The sequence below is a fragment of the Streptomyces sp. NBC_00207 genome (assembly GCF_045160965.1).
Taxonomy (GTDB): domain Bacteria; phylum Actinomycetota; class Actinomycetes; order Streptomycetales; family Streptomycetaceae; genus Streptomyces.
Genome location: NZ_CP130715.1, coordinates 3,684,244 through 3,701,846 on the forward strand (window position 1 = coordinate 3,684,244; position 17,603 = coordinate 3,701,846).

At 74.1% G+C, this 17,603-nt stretch carries 16 protein-coding genes; 6 read left to right on the top strand and 10 right to left on the bottom strand.

Features of this window, described 5'->3' with window-relative positions; all coding sequences use genetic code 11:
• The first annotated feature begins 109 nt into the window (after positions 1 to 109).
• Genes OG472_RS17620 through OG472_RS17630 form a run of 3 tightly spaced genes read left to right on the top strand, consistent with a single transcriptional unit; the run spans position 110 to position 4,034 of the window.
• Positions 110 to 1,591 carry a protein phosphatase 2C domain-containing protein gene (locus tag OG472_RS17620; protein ID WP_405941712.1) on the top strand — a complete coding sequence of 494 codons (1,482 nt, stop codon included), beginning with the start codon at positions 110 to 112 and terminating at the stop codon, positions 1,589 to 1,591.
• Between the two features lie 32 nt (positions 1,592 to 1,623).
• Positions 1,624 to 2,949 (top strand): VWA domain-containing protein, encoded by a 1,326-nt coding sequence (locus tag OG472_RS17625; RefSeq protein WP_401602084.1) that lies wholly within the window; start codon positions 1,624 to 1,626, stop codon positions 2,947 to 2,949.
• A 44-nt stretch (positions 2,950 to 2,993) separates the two neighbouring features.
• A complete protein-coding gene (locus OG472_RS17630) occupies positions 2,994 to 4,034 on the top strand; it encodes an FHA domain-containing protein (RefSeq protein WP_401602086.1) in 1,041 nt (346 codons plus the stop codon).
• Here the strand turns inward: OG472_RS17630 and OG472_RS17635 are convergent, their stop codons facing one another.
• The gene (locus tag OG472_RS17635; protein WP_405941713.1) at positions 4,035 to 5,024 is read right to left on the bottom strand and encodes a methyltransferase domain-containing protein; all 990 of its coding nucleotides are present in this window, start codon (positions 5,022 to 5,024) and stop codon (positions 4,035 to 4,037) included. It abuts the gene before it with no gap.
• Positions 5,025 to 5,137: 113 nt separating this feature from the next.
• Between OG472_RS17635 and OG472_RS17640 the strand changes: the two genes are divergently transcribed.
• On the top strand, positions 5,138 to 5,542 hold the full coding sequence (locus OG472_RS17640) for a globin (RefSeq protein ID WP_383575815.1): 405 nt from the start codon (positions 5,138 to 5,140) through the stop codon (positions 5,540 to 5,542).
• 15 nt (positions 5,543 to 5,557) lie between these two features.
• Here OG472_RS17640 and OG472_RS17645 read toward each other — a convergent pair whose 3' ends face one another.
• From OG472_RS17645 to OG472_RS17660, 4 genes are all read right to left on the bottom strand, one after another.
• Positions 5,558 to 6,271: a hypothetical protein gene (locus tag OG472_RS17645; RefSeq protein ID WP_401602090.1), complete on the bottom strand. Its 714-nt coding sequence runs from the start codon at positions 6,269 to 6,271 to the stop codon at positions 5,558 to 5,560.
• Entirely contained in the window at positions 6,268 to 6,756 is a 489-nt protein-coding gene (locus OG472_RS17650) for an acyl-CoA thioesterase (protein ID WP_401602091.1), read from the bottom strand. The genes OG472_RS17645 and OG472_RS17650 overlap by 4 nt, the downstream gene beginning before the upstream one ends.
• A 10-nt stretch (positions 6,757 to 6,766) precedes the next feature.
• A complete protein-coding gene (gene ettA / locus OG472_RS17655; RefSeq protein WP_401602093.1) occupies positions 6,767 to 8,431 on the bottom strand; it encodes an energy-dependent translational throttle protein EttA in 1,665 nt (554 codons plus the stop codon).
• A gap of 201 nt (positions 8,432 to 8,632) precedes the next feature.
• Positions 8,633 to 8,842: a hypothetical protein gene (locus OG472_RS17660; RefSeq protein ID WP_405830166.1), complete on the bottom strand. Its 210-nt coding sequence runs from the start codon at positions 8,840 to 8,842 to the stop codon at positions 8,633 to 8,635.
• Between the two features lie 227 nt (positions 8,843 to 9,069).
• On the opposite strand from OG472_RS17660, the gene OG472_RS17665 reads away from it, so the two are divergent.
• Together OG472_RS17665 and OG472_RS17670 are read left to right on the top strand one after the other, a co-directional pair.
• Positions 9,070 to 9,885 carry a sulfite exporter TauE/SafE family protein gene (locus tag OG472_RS17665; protein ID WP_405830168.1) on the top strand — a complete coding sequence of 272 codons (816 nt, stop codon included), beginning with the start codon at positions 9,070 to 9,072 and terminating at the stop codon, positions 9,883 to 9,885.
• 73 nt (positions 9,886 to 9,958) lie between these two features.
• Complete coding sequence (locus tag OG472_RS17670; RefSeq protein ID WP_401602098.1) at positions 9,959 to 10,534, top strand: hypothetical protein; 576 nt, start codon at positions 9,959 to 9,961, stop codon at positions 10,532 to 10,534.
• A gap of 6 nt (positions 10,535 to 10,540) precedes the next feature.
• Here the strand turns inward: OG472_RS17670 and OG472_RS17675 are convergent, their stop codons facing one another.
• From OG472_RS17675 to OG472_RS17695, 5 genes are all read right to left on the bottom strand, one after another.
• Positions 10,541 to 12,028: a bifunctional phosphatase PAP2/diacylglycerol kinase family protein gene (locus tag OG472_RS17675; protein WP_405941714.1), complete on the bottom strand. Its 1,488-nt coding sequence runs from the start codon at positions 12,026 to 12,028 to the stop codon at positions 10,541 to 10,543.
• Between the two features lie 96 nt (positions 12,029 to 12,124).
• On the bottom strand, positions 12,125 to 13,312 hold the full coding sequence (locus tag OG472_RS17680) for a thioester domain-containing protein (protein ID WP_405941715.1): 1,188 nt from the start codon (positions 13,310 to 13,312) through the stop codon (positions 12,125 to 12,127).
• Between the two features lie 161 nt (positions 13,313 to 13,473).
• Positions 13,474 to 13,881, bottom strand: a complete 408-nt coding sequence (locus OG472_RS17685; protein WP_401602104.1) for a single-stranded DNA-binding protein — start codon at positions 13,879 to 13,881, stop codon at positions 13,474 to 13,476.
• A gap of 100 nt (positions 13,882 to 13,981) precedes the next feature.
• A complete protein-coding gene (locus OG472_RS17690) occupies positions 13,982 to 15,835 on the bottom strand; it encodes a GTPase (RefSeq protein ID WP_405830171.1) in 1,854 nt (617 codons plus the stop codon).
• A 4-nt stretch (positions 15,836 to 15,839) separates the two neighbouring features.
• Positions 15,840 to 17,471, bottom strand: coding sequence for a dynamin family protein (locus OG472_RS17695; RefSeq protein ID WP_405941716.1), 1,632 nt, complete (start codon positions 17,469 to 17,471; stop codon positions 15,840 to 15,842).
• Positions 17,472 to 17,603: the final 132 nt, after the last annotated feature.

The window sequence follows — 17,603 nt, forward strand, 5'->3', positions numbered from 1 at the left end:
GGGCTGCCCCAGCTGCGCGGAACCCCTGGAGGAGGGTGACCGTTTCTGCGGCGTCTGCGGCTACGCCGTGACCGCTCCTCCCCCGGCTGCGTCCGCGGACCACCCGACCATGCCCATCCCACCGGCCCCGCCGGCCGCCCCCGCGGGCGGCTACGGGAGCCCGGCCCCCGGCGCGTCCCACGACGCCGCCGGACCGGCGCCCGGCTGGGGCAGCGTGGCCGCGGCCGCGCCGACGCTGGTCGACGAGCCGGCCGGCTGGAGCGCCACCGCGGCGGAGCCCGGGCTGCTGCCGCAGCCGGGCCCGGCCGGGTCCGCGTACGGGAGCGCGGGCCACGGGAGCCCGTCCGGCACCGGCACGCCACCGGAGGGCACCCCCTGGGGATCCGGCGACGGCCCGTACGCCCCCGGGGCCGCCCCGGAGCAGGGGCACGTCGGCCGGCCGAGGGGCAGCGCCCAGGACGGCTCCGGGCCGGCTCCGGGCGGCCCGTCCGGGCCGTCGGGCCCGCAGGGCTGGGCGGACGGCCCCGAGACCCGCCACGACCGGCCCGGCGACGGCTCCGGCACTCCCCCGGAGGGGACGCCCTGGGGCACCGGCGAATCCCCGTACGAGACCCCGCTCCCGTCCGGCGCGGCGACCGGCGGGAAGACCTGCGTCGCCTGCCGGGCCGGCCACGTGGACACCGACGGGTACTGCGAGCACTGCGGGCACGCACAGCCCCGGGAGCGGGACCACCTCGAAGAGGAACTGGGGAGCGTCGCCGCCGTCAGTGACCGGGGGCTGCGCCACCACCGCAACGAGGACTCCTTCGCGGTGGCGGCCACCGCCCTGCCCGACGGATCCGCGGCCACCGTGGCCATCGTCTGCGACGGCGTCTCCTCCGCGAGCCGCCCCGACGAGGCTTCGGCCGCCGCGGCCGGCGCCGCCAACGAGGCCCTGCTGGACGCGCTCCCCCGTGGCGCGCACCCCCAGGAGGCCATGCACGAGGCGATCCTGGCCGCCGCCGCCGCGGTGAACGCCCTGGCCCCGGAGACCCCGGGCGCGCAGAACGCCCCCGCCTGCACCCTGGTGGGCGCCGTCGTCAGCGGCGGGCTGCTGACCATCGGCTGGGTGGGCGACAGCCGTGCCTACTGGGTGCCCGACGACCGCGCCGCGCTGCCCCGCCGCCTCACCGAGGACGACTCGTGGGCCGCGCAGATGGTCGCCGCCGGACTGATGGGCGAGGCCGAGGCCTACGCGGACGTCCGCGCGCACGCCATCACCGGCTGGCTGGGGGCCGACGCGTACGACCTCGAACCGCACACCGCGACCTTCAAGCCGGACCACCCCGGGGTGGTGGTGGTCTGCACCGACGGACTGTGGAACTACGCGGAGTCCGCGCGGGAGATGGCCCAGGTGCTGCCCGCCGACGCGGCGGCCCGCCCGCTGCACAGCGCACAGGTGCTGGTGGGGCACGCCCTCGACGGCGGCGGCCACGACAACGTCACCGTGGCCGTGGTGCCGTTCGCCACGGACCCCGGGCAGCAACCGGGACCCGAGGTGGAGCCGGGCCCGGCAGCACGACCGGAACCGGAAGCGCGCCCGCAGGTCTGACCCGCCTGCCCGAGCCCCTAGGAGTCCCACCGATGGCGAATTTCGCCAAGCCGAGCGCCCCGCGCTTCAGCGTGGAGGTGTACCAGAACGAGTTCCTCCCCGAGGGCGGGCGTGACGTCCACGCCATCGTCACGGCCACCGCCACCGGCGGTGCCACCGCCACCCGGGCGGCTGCCGCCGACGGCACGGCCGCCGTCGTGATCATGGTGGACTGCTCGGGGTCCATGGAGTACCCGGCGGAGAAGATGCGGGGCGCCCGCGAGGCCACGGCGGCGGCCGTCGACACCCTGCGCGACGGCACCTCCTTCGCCGTGATCGCCGGTACGCACGTGGCCAAGGAGGTCTACCCGGGCCAGGGCCGACTCGCCGTGGCCGACCCGGCCACCCGCGCCCAGGCCAAGGAGGCCCTGCGCGGGCTCAGTTCCGGCGGCGGCACCGCCATCGGCACCTGGCTGCGGCTCGCCGACGGCCTGCTGCGCAGCTCCCCGGCCGTGATCCGGCACGGCATCCTCCTCACCGACGGCCGCAACGAGCACGAGGAGCCTGCCGTGCTCCGGGCCACCCTCGACGCCTGCGCGGGCCGCTTCACCTGCGACGCCCGCGGGGTGGGCACCGACTGGGAGGTCAAGGAGGTCACGGGCATCGCGAGCGCGCTGCTCGGCTCCGCCGACATCGTGGCCGACCCGGCGCACCTCACCGAGGACTTCACGCGCATGATGGAGAACGTCATGGGCAAGGAGGTCGCGGACGTCGCGCTGCGCCTGTGGACCCCGGTCGGCGCGGAGATCCAGTACGTGAAGCAGGTCGCGCCGACCGTCCAGGACCTGACCGACCGCCGCACCGCGGTGGGCCCGCGGGCCGGCGACTATCCGACCGGCTCGTGGGGCGACGAGTCCCGCGAGTACCACGTGTGCGTGCGCGTCCCGGGTGCGGCCGTCGGCCAGGAGATGCTCGCCGCCCGCGCCTCGCTCGTCCTGCCGGGTGCGGCGGGCGGGTCCGAGACCGTGCTCGCCCAGGGCCTCGTGCGCGCGGTGTGGACGACCGATCTCGCCGCGTCCACGGCCATCAGCCCGCAGGTCGCCCATTACACCGGACAGGCGGAGCTGGCGCAGGCTATCCAACAGGGCCTGGAAGCCCGCAAACTGGGCGATGTCGATGGGGCCACGGCCAAACTGGGGCGCGCGGTACAACTGGCGAGCGCCTCGGGGAACGCCGACACAGCAAGACTGCTGTCGAAGGTGGTGGATGTCGTGGACGCCGTGGCGGGTACTGTGCGGCTGAAAGCGAAGGTCGCCGATGCCGACGAGATGACTCTCGAAACGCGATCGACGCAGACCGTCCGAGTGAAGAAGACCTGAGACCTGACGTGAAGACGCAGGGAGAAGAAGGGGGAAGCGCCGCCATGCCGACCTGCCCGAACGGGCACCAGTCCGCCTCCGACGACTGGTGCGAGGTCTGCGGCCACCGCATGGGTGCCCCGGACGGCCCCCCCGCGGTGCCCTCCTACGGCTACGGTTTCCCCCCGACCGCCGGTGAGCCGACCGCCCAGGCCGAGCTCTGCCCGCAGTGCCGGACCCCGCGCGAGGCCATGGCCCCGTTCTGCGAGGAGTGCCGGTACAACTTCCTGACCCGTACGGCGACCTCGTACGCGCCGCCGGCGCCGGACCCCGGCCCGCAGCCGACCGGCGCGGGTGCCGTTCCCGGCCCCGGCCCCGGCGGGACGCCTCCGCCGCCCGTGCCCGCTCCCGGGAACTACTCCCAGGACCACTTCGAGTACCAGGGCTCGCGGCCGTCCCGGGTCAACCGGCCGGCCGAGCCGCTGCAGCGCGAGGACGACTGGCTGCTGCCGCCGCCCGCGCACGAACAGCCGCGCGAGTACCAGCAGCCCGCGCAGCCCCAGTACCAGCAGCAGCCCCCGCCGCAACAGCGGGAGTACCAGCAGGGGTACCAGCAGCAGGCCCCGGTGGCGCAGGCTCCGCAGCAGCAGTACCAGCAGCAGCCTCCGCCGCAGCAGCACCAGGGGTTCCCGCCCCAGGGCGGCGCCTGGTCCGCGACGATCGGCCCCGACCGCTCGTACTTCATGGCGATGATGCAGCGCAGCGGCCCCGAGGCGGCCGGGCTCAACCTGCCCGCCTACTCCCCGGAGCAGCACCTTCCGCTCGCCGGCGGCCAGATCACCATCGGCCGCCGCCGCGCCTCCACGGGCGAGTCCCCCGACATCGACCTGTCGGTGCCCCCGGAGGACCCGGGCGTCTCCCACCAGCACGCGGTCCTCGTCCAGCAGCCCGACCTCAGCTGGGCGGTGGTGGACCAGAACTCCACCAACGGCACCACCATCAACGGTGGCGAGGAACCGATCCAGCCCTACGTGCCGGTCCCGCTCACCGACGGCGACCGCGTCCACGTGGGTGCCTGGACCACGATCACCATCCGCCGCGGCTGATCACCCCTCCCCCAGGGGCCACACGTAGGGCCCCTGGGGATCGTCGAGCCACGACCACTGGCCCTCCGCGCTGACCGAGACCCCGAAGCGCTCGCGGGCCGGCCGCCCCTCGCTGCGCCACAGGTCCAGGGCCTCGCGGGGGTGCAGTGCGCCCGCGGTCAGCACGAGCATGAACTGGAACCGCTCGTTCTCCACCAGTTCGTACGGGAGCCCGTACGCCGCCCCGCCCGGGTCGGGCGGCGGCGCGGCCGTGGCCCCGCGCAGCGGCACGAAGTACGCCGAGGTGTGCAGGAAGCGGCCCTCCGCGAAGTCGGCGTCCCGCACCGTGAGCGCGATCAGCCCGGTCGACAGCGGGGCCAGGATCCGCGCCCCGGGCCGGCACTGACCCAGCCAGGCGTGCGGGATCAGCGGCAGCGTGCAGGTCACCAGGATCCGGTCGAAGGGGGCCCGGGAGGGGCAGCCGCGCGCACCGTCCCCGGTGACCACGGCCGGATGGTAGCCGAGCCCTGCCAGGTGCGCCCGTGCGGACTCGGTGATCTCCTCGTCCAGGTCCACGGTGGTGACGTGCTCCTCGCCGAGCCTGTGGCAGAGCAGGGCGGCGTTGTAGCCGGTGCCCGCACCGATCTCCAGGACGTCGTCGCCGTCGTGCACGTCGAGGGCGTCCAGCATCTTCGCCATCAGGGAGGGCTGGCTGCTGGAGGAGACCAGCCGGCCGTCGCGCAGCCGGGTCGCCAGCGGGGTGTCGACGTAGACCCCGCGCAGCCAGCGGGCCCGGCGTTCGGGGTCGGGGTCCTCCGCCCAGAGCCGCTCGTGGCCGGCGCCGCGGCCGGTCCAGAAGTAGGGGACGAAGACGTGCCGGGGCACGGCGGCGAACGCCGAACGCCAGAGCGGATCCTCCAGCACCCCGGCGGCGGTCAGCTCCCGCACCTGGGCCGCGTGCGCGGTCTCCCGCAGATCGCGCGTCTCGGTGCGTGCCGTGTGTGCGCCCATGCCTCCACTGTCCTGCGCACGGCCTTCGCGTGCGAACGCGCGGCCCCTGCCGGCCACCGTCGAAGAGTCCTGGGGCCCCGGTCCTCCGTCCGGGTGTCTGAGACGATGGTCGGGTGAATGAGATTCCGCGGGGCACGGTTCAGGAGCAGACCTTTTACGAGCAGGTGGGCGGCGAGGACACCTTCCGCCGCCTCGTCCGGCGCTTCTACCAGGGGGTCGCGGAAGACCCGCTGCTGCGCCCGATGTACCCGGAGGAGGACCTGGGCCCCGCCGAGGAGCGGTTCGCACTGTTCCTGATGCAGTACTGGGGCGGGCCGACCACCTACAGCCAGCACCGGGGGCACCCGCGCCTGCGGATGCGGCACGCGCCGTTCCAGGTGGACGCGGCGGCGCACGACGCCTGGCTCAAGCACATGCGGGTCGCGGTGGACGAGCTGGGCCTGGCGCCGGAGCACGAGGCGCAGCTGTGGAAGTACCTGACGTACGCCGCGGCGTCGATGATCAACACCGCGGGTTAGGGGCGGGCCTGCGGATCAGACCGGACGGACCTGGAGGGCGCCCAGGCCGCCGGTGACGCCGGGGCGGCGGGTGGCGACGGAGCCGTACGGGGTGCGCAGCCGCAGCCAGCTTCCGGCGGCGAGCAACGCCACGGGGTCGGGGGCGGCGGACGCGGCGGCGGAGGCGGGCACGGCGGCCCGTACCGGCCGCAGGAAGCCCAGGGACTGAGCGGCGTGCACGGCGCGCAGCGGGAGTTCGGTGTCGCCCAGGGTGCGGGACCAGATCTCGCGGCCGATGCGGTCGCGCTCGGACCGGGTCCGGTGCTGCGGGGGCAGGGCCTCGTCGCGGGCGCGGAATTCGGCGACGGCGGCCGCGACGGCCTCTCCCATCGCCCGGGGGCCGGGCAGCCCCGGCAGCTGCCGCCAGCCGCCGCGGGGCGGGAGCACCCCGGTCCAGGGCGGTCCGGTGACCGGCCCGGGCACGGTGGCCGCGGCCGAGGCCTCGTCGACGGACTCCAGGAGCTCGCCGGCGGACACGGTCAGGTCGAGCGGCGCGGCGACGGGCGCGGCGAGCCGCACCGTGCGGATGGCCAGGACCTCGAAGGACGGCGGCCGTCCGAAGACGCCGAGCGCACCGCCGCCCGCCTGGAGGCGGACGGCGGCGGCGCGGTCGTAGTGCACCAGCCGGCCCAGGAAGGCGGCGAGGTCTGCCGCCTCCCCGGAATCGGCGAAGCGCAACTGCTCGTTCATGCCGCGAGGCGTCCTTCCCGGCCGCCGCCGGAAGCGGAAGCAGAGGCGGACGCGGTCACGGGCTCGTCGAGGTACTCCTCCAGGAAGCGCCTCTCCTCGGCCGTGATGCGGCGGGGCCGCCCCGCGGCGAGGTCGTAGGGCACGACCACGGTCTCGGCGCGCACGTAGACCGTCTCGGGCGCGTCCTCGGTCGCCTCGTCCTTGACCTCGTAGCGGATGGTCAGGGACGCGGCGCCTATCCGGGTCACCCAGGACTCGATGAGGACCGGCTCGTGACGGTGCACGAGGGGCAGCTTGTAGTCGATCTCGTGGCGGGCCACGACGGAGCCGCCCGTGAAGGATTCGCTGCCCTCCCCCGGCGCGAGGCGGAACATGAAGTCGATCCGCGCCTCCTCCAGATAGCGGAGGAAGACGACGTTGTTGACGTGCCCGAAGGCGTCCATGTCCGCCCAGCGCAGGGGGCACCGGTAGTGGTGTCTGGCCATGACGGCTACCTCAGCCTCGGGTGAGCTTCTTGTAGGTGGCGCGGTGCGGGCGGGTGGCGTCCGCACCGAGACGCTCGACCTTGTTCTTCTCGTACGACTCGAAGTTGCCCTCGAACCAGTACCACTTGGACTCGCCCTCGTACGCCAGGATGTGCGTGGCGACCCGGTCGAGGAACCAGCGGTCGTGGGAGATGACCACGGCCGCACCGGGGAATTCGAGGAGCGCGTTCTCGAGCGAGGACAGGGTCTCGACGTCGAGGTCGTTGGTGGGCTCGTCGAGGAGCAGCAGGTTGCCGCCCTCCTTGAGCGTCAGCGCCAGGTTGAGGCGGTTGCGCTCACCACCGGAGAGGACGCCGGCCGGCTTCTGCTGGTCCGGGCCCTTGAAGCCGAAGGCGCTGACGTACGCGCGGGACGGCATCTCGACCTGGCCCACGTTGATGTAGTCCAGCTCGTCCGACACGACCGCCCAGAGGGTCTTCTTGGGGTCGATGTTGGCGCGGGACTGGTCGACGTACGAGATCTTGACGGTCTCGCCGATCTTGACGGAGCCGGAGTCCGGCGCCTCCAGACCCTGGATCATCTTGAAGAGCGTGGTCTTGCCGGCACCGTTGGGGCCGATGATGCCCACGATGCCGTTGCGCGGCAGGGTGAAGGACAGGTCGTCGATCAGCACCTTGTCGCCGAAGGCCTTGGAGAGGTTGTTGACCTCGACGACGATGGAACCGAGGCGCGGGCCCGGCGGGATCTGGATCTCCTCGAAGTCCAGCTTCCGCATCTTGTCCGCCTCGGCCGCCATCTCCTCGTAGCGGGCCAGACGGGCCTTGGACTTGGTCTGACGCCCCTTGGCGTTGGACCGCACCCACTCCAGCTCTTCCTTGAGGCGCTTCTGGCGCTTCTCGTCCTTGCGGCCCTCGACCTTGAGACGGGTGGCCTTCTTCTCCAGGTACGTGGAGTAGTTGCCCTCGTACGGGTGCGCGCGGCCGCGGTCGAGCTCGAGGATCCACTCGGCGACGTTGTTCAGGAAGTAGCGGTCGTGGGTCACGGCCACGACGGCGCCCTTGTACTGGGAGAGGTGCTGCTCCAGCCAGTTCACCGACTCGGCGTCGAGGTGGTTGGTGGGCTCGTCGAGGAGGAGCAGGTCCGGGGCCTCGATCAGCAGCTTGCAGAGCGCGACGCGGCGCTTCTCGCCACCGGAGAGGTTGGTGACGGGCCAGTCGCCGGGCGGGCAGCCCAGGGCGTCCATGGCCTGCTCCAGCTGGGCGTCGAGGTCCCAGGCGTTGGCGTGGTCCAGGTCCTCCTGGAGCTTGCCCATCTCGTCCATGAGCGCGTCGGTGTAGTCGGTCGCCATCAGCTCGGCGACCTCGTTGAAGCGCTTGAGCTTGCCCATGATCTCGGCCGCGCCGTCCTGGACGTTCTCCAGAACGGTCTTCGACTCGTCGAGCTTGGGCTCCTGCATCAGGATGCCGACGGTGAAGCCGGGCGTGATGAAGGCATCGCCGTTGGACGGCTGCTCCAGGCCCGCCATGATCTTCAGAACGGTGGACTTACCGGCGCCGTTCGGGCCGACCACACCGATCTTCGCGCCGGGCAGGAAGTTCAGGGTGACGTCATCAAGAATCACCTTGTCGCCGTGCGCCTTGCGCGTCTTGCGCATGGTGTAGATGAACTCAGCCAAGAGAAACCGTCCGGCAGATCGATGGTGGGCAGATACACCCCATCTTGCCAGGCGTCCATACCTCGGGGGAAACGCGTATGGTCCGGCCCCCTGAGCCGGGGCGCGCCCCGGGGGCGGGTCTCGCGCTCTGGTCACCGCGGGTCGTCACCGGTAGCCGCCGGCGGCCCCCGGCCGGCCCGCCGGTCAGGCGAGCTCCTGGCGCTATGGCGCCTTCCGCGTCTTCACCCCGCCGACGATGAGCGCCAGCCCCACGGCGAGGACGCCGAGGTAAGCAGCGGACGGAAGGTCGACGACCTTGTGCATCCAGCCCCACTCCGTGCCGAAGAAGGTCTGCGAAGCGAAGCTGACGAGCCCCTGGGCCCCTATGACGTAGCCGATGCTCTCGACGGTGTATCCGATGGTTGTTCGCACGGACCAACCCTCTCGCGGCGGCGCCGCAAGATCGTCCTCCGCAGGGCCGAAAACGCAGTAGGCCAAAGGATGCAGTCGCCTGCGGAGAGCACCGGCACGGCGCCCCGGGGCGCGTCGGGCGTCCTCGCCGGACGTCAGGACGAATCACGGGCGGGCGCCTGGTGGCTTTCCCCAAAGGTGGGGCCGTGCCGTAGCAGGCGCGGACGGCCACCGGCGAGGATGCGGTTGTGGCCACTGACCAGGACCTCGTCCCCCTCCGCTCGACGCACACGGCGCCCGTGGTCTTCGGTGCGGGAGCGGCCATCGGCGTGCTGGGCGGGATGATCGGGCTGGGCGGAGCGGAGTTCCGCCTGCCCCTGCTGATCGGCCTCTTCGGATTCGCCGCGCTCTCTGCCGTCATCCTGAACAAGGCCATGAGCCTGGTCGTGGTCCTGGTCGCGCTGCCCGCCAGGCTGGCGGCGGTCCCGGCCGCCGAGGTGGCCGCACGCTGGCCGGTCGCGGTCAACCTGCTGGCCGGCAGCCTGCTGGGGGCCTGGGCCGGAGCGACCTGGGCGGTACGCATGCGCAGCTCCACCCTCTACAAGGTGCTGGCCGCCCTGATGGTGCTCATGGCAGCAGCCCTGCTGCTCACGCACGCCACCACCCTCGACGCGCTCGCGCTGCCGCTCTGGGCGCAGGTGCCCTGCGGGGTCGTGGCCGGGTTCGGCATCGGGGTGGTCGCGGCGATCATGGGCGTGGCCGGAGGCGAGCTGCTGATCCCGACGATCGTGCTGCTGTTCGGGGTCGACATCAAGACCGCAGGAAGCCTCTCGCTGCTGGTGTCCCTGCCGACCATGCTCGTGGCCTTCGCCCGCTACAGCCGTGACGGCAGCTTCGCGGTGCTCGGCGCGAACCTCCGCTTCACCCTGGTCATGGCCGCGGGCTCCGTCGCCGGTGCGGTGCTGGGCGGGCTGCTCCTCGGTGTGTTCCCGGACCTGGTGCTCATTCCCGTGCTGGCCTTGATCCTGCTCGTCTCCTCGGCGAAACTCGCCCGTCACGACTGACTCAGCCGAGATCATCGAGTGTCACGGGGCAGGGTGCCCCGGACACGAGGGCTTCGGTCGGCCAGGGGGTTCAGTGGGAAGCGCACTCATCGGGTTGGCGGTCGCGTTGGTGGGTGTCACGGGCACGCTCATCGCGTCGGTCCTGTCGCAACGCCTGGCGGCCCGCGTGCAGGCGGAGCAGTTCGCGCGCCAGGAGCGGCTGGCCGGCGCCCAGTGGCAGCGCGAGCGGCAGATCGTCGAGCTGGAACAGCGGCGCCAGTGCTACGTGACGGCCAATTCCGGCTACCGCCGCTACCGCGTCGAGCTCATGAACTACCTGTGGCTCGTCCACAAGGGAGAGGTCACGCCGCAGGGACGGGCCGACCTCGAGGACGCCCGCCACGCCATGCACGCCGCGTTCGCGGAGGCCCAGATGATGGCCTCCGACCCCGTGCTGGCCGAGCTGGACGCCATGACCATCACCCTCTCCCGCGCGTACAGCCGGACCATGCGCCTGGAGGAGGGCAATCCGCGGCCCGGGCAGTCGTTCGAGGAGATACACGCCTCCTTGGCGGGGGTCGGCGACCAGTGGCAGGCGATGCGCGGCGCCATGCGGGCCGACCTGGGGGCGGGTCCGGCACCGGACGGCCCGCCGGCGGTCGGCCCGTGAGCGGGATCAGCGGGGGCGGTAGACCGTGAGGGCTTCGGGGAGTTCGTCGAGGACGAGGGCGGGCGGGGCTTCGGCGTATTCGCCGTCGTAGGCGAGCGGGGTGCCCTTCGGGATGTCGCCGATGCGCAGGCTGCGCAGGCGGGTGGCGGTGTGGACCGGGGAGCGGCTCAGGGGGCCCGCGAGGGCGGCCGCCAGGAGCCGCGGGCCGGGGCGTCCGCCGCCGTAGACGATCCGGAGGTCGAGCAGGCCCTCGCCGAGGCTGTCGCGGCGGCGCGGGGTGGGGCCGGTGCCGTGGTAGGTGCCGTTGCCGGCGAACAGCAGCCATACGCTCCGGGGCCGCCCGGCCAGCCGCAGCCGCACGGGCCGCTGGGCGCGCAGCACCCGCCAGGCCGCCAGCAGCGCGGCGGGGCCGCCGCCGATGCGCGGGCCCCAGCGCAGCCGGTGGCCCAGCAGCTCCGGGTAGGCGCCGATGCTGAAGTTGTTCAGGAAGTAGCCGGGCTCCGCGGTCGGCGCGTCCCCGGGGCCCGGGGAGAAGCGGCCCACTCCGACGCGGACGGCGTGTCCCTCGGCCAGGGCCCGGCAGGTGTCCTCGCTGCCGCCGAGGCCGAGGTCCATCGCGAAGTGGTTGAGGGTGCCGCCGGGGAACACGGCCAGCGGGACCCCGGCGCGCAGGGCGGCGGTGGCGGCCGCGTTGACCGTGCCGTCGCCGCCGCAGACCCCGAGCACGGTGGCCCGCTGGGCCGCCGCCGCCAGGGTGGGCACCAGGTCGCCGCCCTCGCACTCGATCACCTCGGCTTCGGGGAGCCGGGTGCGCAGGAGGTCGAGCCCCGCGTCCGCGGCCGTCCCCGACCCGGTGTTGACCACCACGGTCAGCCCCGCCCCGTCGGGCAGCGCGGGCACCCCGGCGGCCCTCCGCTCGTCGCCCGGCACGACCCGGGCCTCCTGTACGTCGCGTGCGAGGCGGCGTACGACTCCGGCCGCGGCCACCCCCAGCGCCGCGCCCGCGAGGACGTCGGAGGGGTAGTGCACGCCGGTGTAGACGCGGGAGAACGCCACGGACGCGGCCACCGGAGCCACCGCCGCCGCCCAGCCCGGGGACTCCAGCGCCAGCCCGGCGGTGAAGGCGAAGGCCGATGCCGAGTGCCCGGACGGGAAGGAGGTGGTCTGCGGCTGAGTCGCCAGCTGCCGCACGGCGGGCACCCCGTGCAGCAGCGGCCGCGGCCGGCGTACGGACCACTTGCCGACGGTGTTGATCGTCGCGGAGGCCAGCGCGAGCGAGGCGACCGCGCGCCCGGCCGCCTTGCGACCCTGGGCCGAGCCGAAGACGGCGATCGCCGCGGCGGCGCCGCCCCACAGCACGCCGTGGTTGGCGGCCCGCCCGAGCCGGGGCAGCACCCGGTCGGCCCCCGGCCAGTGCCGCCGGGCCACCGCGTCGAACAGCAGCCGGTCCCATCGCGCGACGGCACCCTGCCAGGTCAGTTGCTGATCAGCCATTTCCTGCCCCTACCCGGGGCGGCGGATCCGAACCAGCCCCGGCAGCCAAGCGGCCCAACGGACCCACCGGGCCCACCCGGCAGTGCACCGAGAGGGCTACGCCCCGTCCTCTTCGTCCTGCGGGCGCTTGCGCAGCAGCAGGACCACCAGGCCGCCGAGGACCACCAGGCCCACCGCCAGGGAGGCGATGACCGGGGTGGCCGCCGAGCTGCCGCTGGTCGCCAGCCGCTCCTCGTCCGGGGAGGTCGTCGGGACGGCCGCCGACTGCGCGCCCAGCGCCACCGCCTCCGAGCCGGTGGCCGTGCCCGGCTCGGTCACCGGGGCCGGCGGCCAGAGCGCGGTGGCCGTGGCGGCGGCCGCGGACTCGCTGGAGCCCGCCACGATCTGCGTCTGGGCGGGCACCCCGCTGGTGAAGACCCGCCCGACCGGCACCTTGGTCGCACCGTGGACGGTGATCGAGGCCGTCCCGTCGGGGGTGCCCGCGGGCACCTCGAAGTACAGCCGGCTCCCGTTGGCAGCGGTGTCCACGGGCTGCCCCTCGGCGTCCACCACGCGCACCCCCATCGCGACGGCCGCCGCGTCCGGGACGACCGACACGCTCCGCGCCCCGGTCCGCACGGTCACCGGGCCGAGCCGGGTGCCGACGGGTCCCGACACCTCGCCCGGGTCCAGCCCCAGCGAGGCCGGGGGCTCCGGCAGCTGCCCGGCCGCCCGCTGCAGGTAGTCGGCCAGCTTCTCCGCCGCCGGGTCCGCCGCCTCGACGTGCACCCCGTCCGCCAGCCGCCAGATCGCCACCTGGGTCCCGGCGGCTGCGCTCTCCGCGGTGAGCGCCCCGGCCCCGGCCGCCTTGGCGAGCCCGGCCAGATCGTTCAGCTGTGGGTAGGAGTGCTCCAGGACCCAGCGGATCCGGCCCGCCTCCCGGTTGCCGGCGAGCGGGCTGCCGCCCCAGCCGCTCTCGGTGTACCGGGCCTGCGGCTGGGCGTTGCCCGCCACGCCGACCCCGTACGTCTGGAGCATCCCGCCGCCGTCGACCCGCATCTCGTAGAGCCCGGCCGGGATCTGCCGGACCGATCCGTCCCCGGAGCGCAGGACCGCCTGCCCGTACGTCTTGAGCCCGTCCAGGACGGCGCTCGCGCCCTCCGGCACCCGGGGCGCGACCGGGTCGGAGTCGGCGGCGGCCCGGGCGCCGGGCGCGGCGGCGAGGGCCGCGGCCAGCAGGGCCACCGCCAGCGGCCGGCGCGCGGAGCCCCGTACCGCGGCGGGAGGTTCGAGAGGAGCAGGCACAGCAGTGGAGCGAGGAACCGGGCCGGCGGCGGAACGCGGCGCGCAGCCAGGAGCGGGATCAGGAGCGGAGGATGCGGGAACGGCAATCGACACAGTCTTCCCCTTCGGGCCAAAGACCCAGGTGCCCGTGAGTACCGGGGAATCCTAACCGCCTCGAACACTCAGACCACCGCCGCCTTCTGAGTGGCCATCAGCGGGGTGTCCGTCCGCACCACGCGCCGGAAGGCCGCGGTCCCGCGGTTGAGGTCGTGCCCGATGACGGAAGCGTCGATCTCCGCGGAGACCCACCGCTTGCCGTCCCCGTCGGGCGGGTCCTCCCGCACGCGCAGCCGCCCGTGCACCACCAGCGGTTCGCCGACCGATACGGAACCGGCGAGATTGACGGCGAGCGCCCGCCGCGCCCACACCGTGTAGAAGCTGGTGGCCCCGTCCGTCCAGGCGTCCTTGCGCCGGTCGAAGTACCTCGGCGTCACGGCGAACCGGAACCGCGCCGCCGGACCGTTCACCGTTTCCTTGTAGTCGATCTGCGTGGCCACGCAGCCCACCAGCGTCACCTGGGTGTCGTTCATCCCGGCCGCCCTCCCCCGTCGTCCGTGCCCGTGCGGACCATCCGTACGAGCTACGACCCATGCTGGGGCAGGCCGCGGATCCCCCGCTCCGGCCTGTGGACTACTGGCGGGTTGTGGACAACCTGCTCCCCCCTGCGGCCACGGTGGCGTACTGCTCCCGCACCTCCCGGTAGCGCAGCAGCTCCGCCGCCACCGGTTCCAGCACCCGGGCCCGCCCGCAGCCGGCCGCCGCCTGCCGCAGCCTGCGCTCCGCGTCCTGCCCGTACCGGCGCGCGGGGCCCCGGGCCGCGATCGAGCAGGCCCATTCCACGAGGGGCCCGCCGATGATGCCCGCCACCATCAGCAGCACCGGCGGCAGCAGTCTGGGCTCCAGGACCCCGACGATCTGCCCGACCAGCCACAGCCCGCCGTAGATCTGCACGAGCGTCATGGCCGCCTGCGTCAGCACGGCCGCCGGCCACCACGTGGGCCGCGGCGGTTTGACGCTGGGCACCGCGACCGCCGCCCCCAGCGTCACCGCGATCTCGTCCAGTGCCTCCGGGAGCCGGTCGGCGCCGCGCACCGCGGTCTCGCGGACGGCCTGCGCCCACGGTTCGGGCAGGCCCGCCACCGCCTCGTCGGCGACCGCCCGTACGGCCTGCTCCACCCGCTGACGGGCGGTCACCTCCTCCTCGACCGGCGCCTGCACGGTCGTCGCGCCCCGGCCGCCGATCGCCGCCAGCGCGGCCAGACCCGCCAGGGAGCGCGGCGCGCGCCGGCTCTCGTACCACCGCCACAGGCGCAGCCAGGGCGTCCCGCACGCCTTGCCGGCGTTGCGCCTCCAGGCGCGCTCGGCGGCGAGCCCGGCCGCGTACGCCCCGACCGCCTCGGCGAGGCGGTCCTCGAACTCGGCGCGCGCCGCCTCGCCGATCTCCGGCCCGGCGTGTCCGTCGGCGACGTAGAGCGGCCGCAGGCGCCCGGCGGCGCGGTCGACGTCGGCGGAGATCCGCCGGGTGGCGGCTCCTTTCTCCTGGGTGAACTGTCCGAGGAGTTCGCGCAGTTCCCCGACGCCGTCCCCGGTCAGGGCGGACAGCCCGAGGACCGTGGCGCCGGGCTCGCCGTGCTCGCCGAGCGCGATGCCGTCGTCGTCGAGGAGCCGGCGCAGGTCGTCCAGTACGAGGTCGGCCGCGTCGCCGGGCAGCCGGTCCACCTGGTTCAGCACGACGAAGGTCACCTCCGCGTGCCCGGCCAGCGGCCGCAGGTACCGCTCGTGCAGGACCGCGTCCGCGTACTTCTCCGGGTCCACCACCCACACCACGGCGTCGACGAGCGCCAGGACGCGGTCCACGTGGTCCCGGTGCGCGCCGACCGCCGAGTCCAGGTCGGGCAGGTCGACGAGGACCATCCCGCGCAGGGCCTCCGCCTCCGAGGTCTCGCGGGGCCGGCGGCGCAGCCGCCCGGGGATCTCCAGGCGGTCCAGCAGTCCGGCGGCCCCGTCCGACCAACTGCACGCGATGGGCGCCGCGGTGGTGGGGCGGCGCAGCCCGGTCTCGGAGATCTGCACTCCGGCGAGTGAATTGAAAAGTGTGGACTTGCCGCTTCCGGTGGCTCCGGCGATCGCGACGACCGTGTGCTGCGGGGAGAGTCCGCGGCGCGCCGCCGCCTCGTCGAGGACCCGCCCGGCCTCGGCGAGGGTCTTGCCGTCGAGCCTGGTCCGGGACAGCCCGACGAGCTGGCGCAGCGCGTCGAGCCGCAGGCGCAGGGCCTGCGCCTCGGGACTGAGCGGGGGCGCGTGCGACTTGCCGCCGTCGCTGCCCGCGCCGGAGACGGCCCGTACGAGCGCCTCGTCGCCGACGTCGCCCTCGTCGTCCTCATCGGTCCCGTCGTCCTCGATCCCGCCGGCGGCCCGGGGCCGCGAGCGCGCGATGAGTCCGTCGTCCCAGCGGTCGTCGGTCCGGTCGGTCAGGGCGGTCACCGCGTCACCTCTCCTTCTGCAGTACGGACAGCGCGGCAATGAGCTCGGCCTGCGGTTCCGGGGTCACTTCGAGCGCTTCGATCGGGGCGAGCCGGCGGTCGCGCTCGGCGCGCAGCACCTGGTCGAGGTGGTCGCCGACCAGTTCGCCGCCCCGGTCGCGCAGCCGCAGGGCGGCCTGGGCGCCGATGCGTTCGGCGAGCTTCTCGCCCGCGGGCCGGGCGCGTTTGCCGCCGAGGAGGGCGGCGACGAGCAGGGCCGCGACACCGTCGGGGTCGGGTGCGGGCTGCTTGTCGAGCCGGGCCACCTCTTCCTCGGCGAGTTCCTCCAGCACGCGCCGCCAGCGCCGTACCGCCATGCCGATACGTTCCCCCGCTTCCCTGTCGGGCGCGGGCAGCGCTACCGCGCCGGCGGCGGGCTCGCGCCGCCAGGCCTCGGCGATCCGCTCGTCGGCGGCGGCGACGGCGCACTGGAGCAGTGCGGCGAGGGACTCGGCGAGGGAGTCGAGCAGTTCGTCGGCGCTCGTGTCGAGCGGGTAGCCGCGCCACCGGGTCAGTGCGTCCCCGGCGAGTACGGCGCCGTGGTCGAGGCGGTTGCGGACCCGTTTGCCCTCGCGCCGGTACGCGTCTTCGACGGCCGATGTCAGCCGTACGGCGGCGGCGTGCTGGGCGGCGACGGCGGAGGCGAGTTCCGGCATCCGGCGGCGCAGGGAGTCCAGCGCGCCGAGCGCGGTCCGCCCGACGGCGTACTGGCGGGCGGCCGGGTCCTGGGCGTGGTGGGCGAGCCAGGCGAACAGCGGGGCGACGGCGCTGGCCGGCAGCAGCCCGCCGCCGCCGGCCGATTCGGGCAGTTCCGGGACGGTGAAGCGCGGTACCTCGCCCAGCCCGGCCTTGGTGAGCAGGGCCCCGTACTGCCGTGAGACCTCGGCCAGTACCTGGTGCGGGACGCGGTCGAGGACGGTGATGAGGGTGGCCTTGTACTGCTTGGCGGTGCGCAGCAGGTGCCAGGGGACGGCGTCGGCGTACCGCGAGGCGGTGGTGACCATCACCCAGACGTCGGCGGCGCAGATGAGTTCGGCGGCCAGTGTCCGGTTCTCGACGACGAGGGAGTCGATGTCGGGGGCGTCGAGGATGGCCAGTCCGCGCGGCAGGCTGGAGACGGTCTCGATGCGCATCTCGCGGGTGGCGTGGGTGTCGCCGTGGGCGCGGCCGCGGGGCCGGGCCCGGGCCCGGGACTGGGACTGGGCCGAGGGGGGCTCCTCCTCTTCGTGGGGCACCCAGACGCGCATCAGATCGGGCAGCACGCGCATTCCGGCGAACCAGTGATGGTCATCCGGATGGCAGACGAGCACCGGTGTGCGCGTGGTCGGGCGCAGCACTCCGGCTTCGCTGACCTGCCGTCCGACGAGGGAGTTGACGAGGGTGGACTTACCGGCCCCGGTGGACCCGCCGACGACGGCGAGCATCGGCGCCTCGGGCGCCTTCAGCCGGGGTACGAGGTAGTCGTCGAGCTGCGCGAGCAGCTCGGCTCTGGTCTGGCGGGCGCGCGGGGCGCCGGGCAGAGGCAGCGGCAGACGCACGGACGCGACCCGGTCGCGCAGGGCGGACAGGGCATCGAGCAGCTGAGGCCGAACATCCAAGGTCACCACATGCGAAGAATGCCCAATTTAGGACCATTTTTGAAGCTTATACGTCCTCTGCGCGCCGACCGCGACTCCAGTGGGACATTCTGGGCACGACGGACGAGTGGGGCGCAGGCATAACGAGTGCAC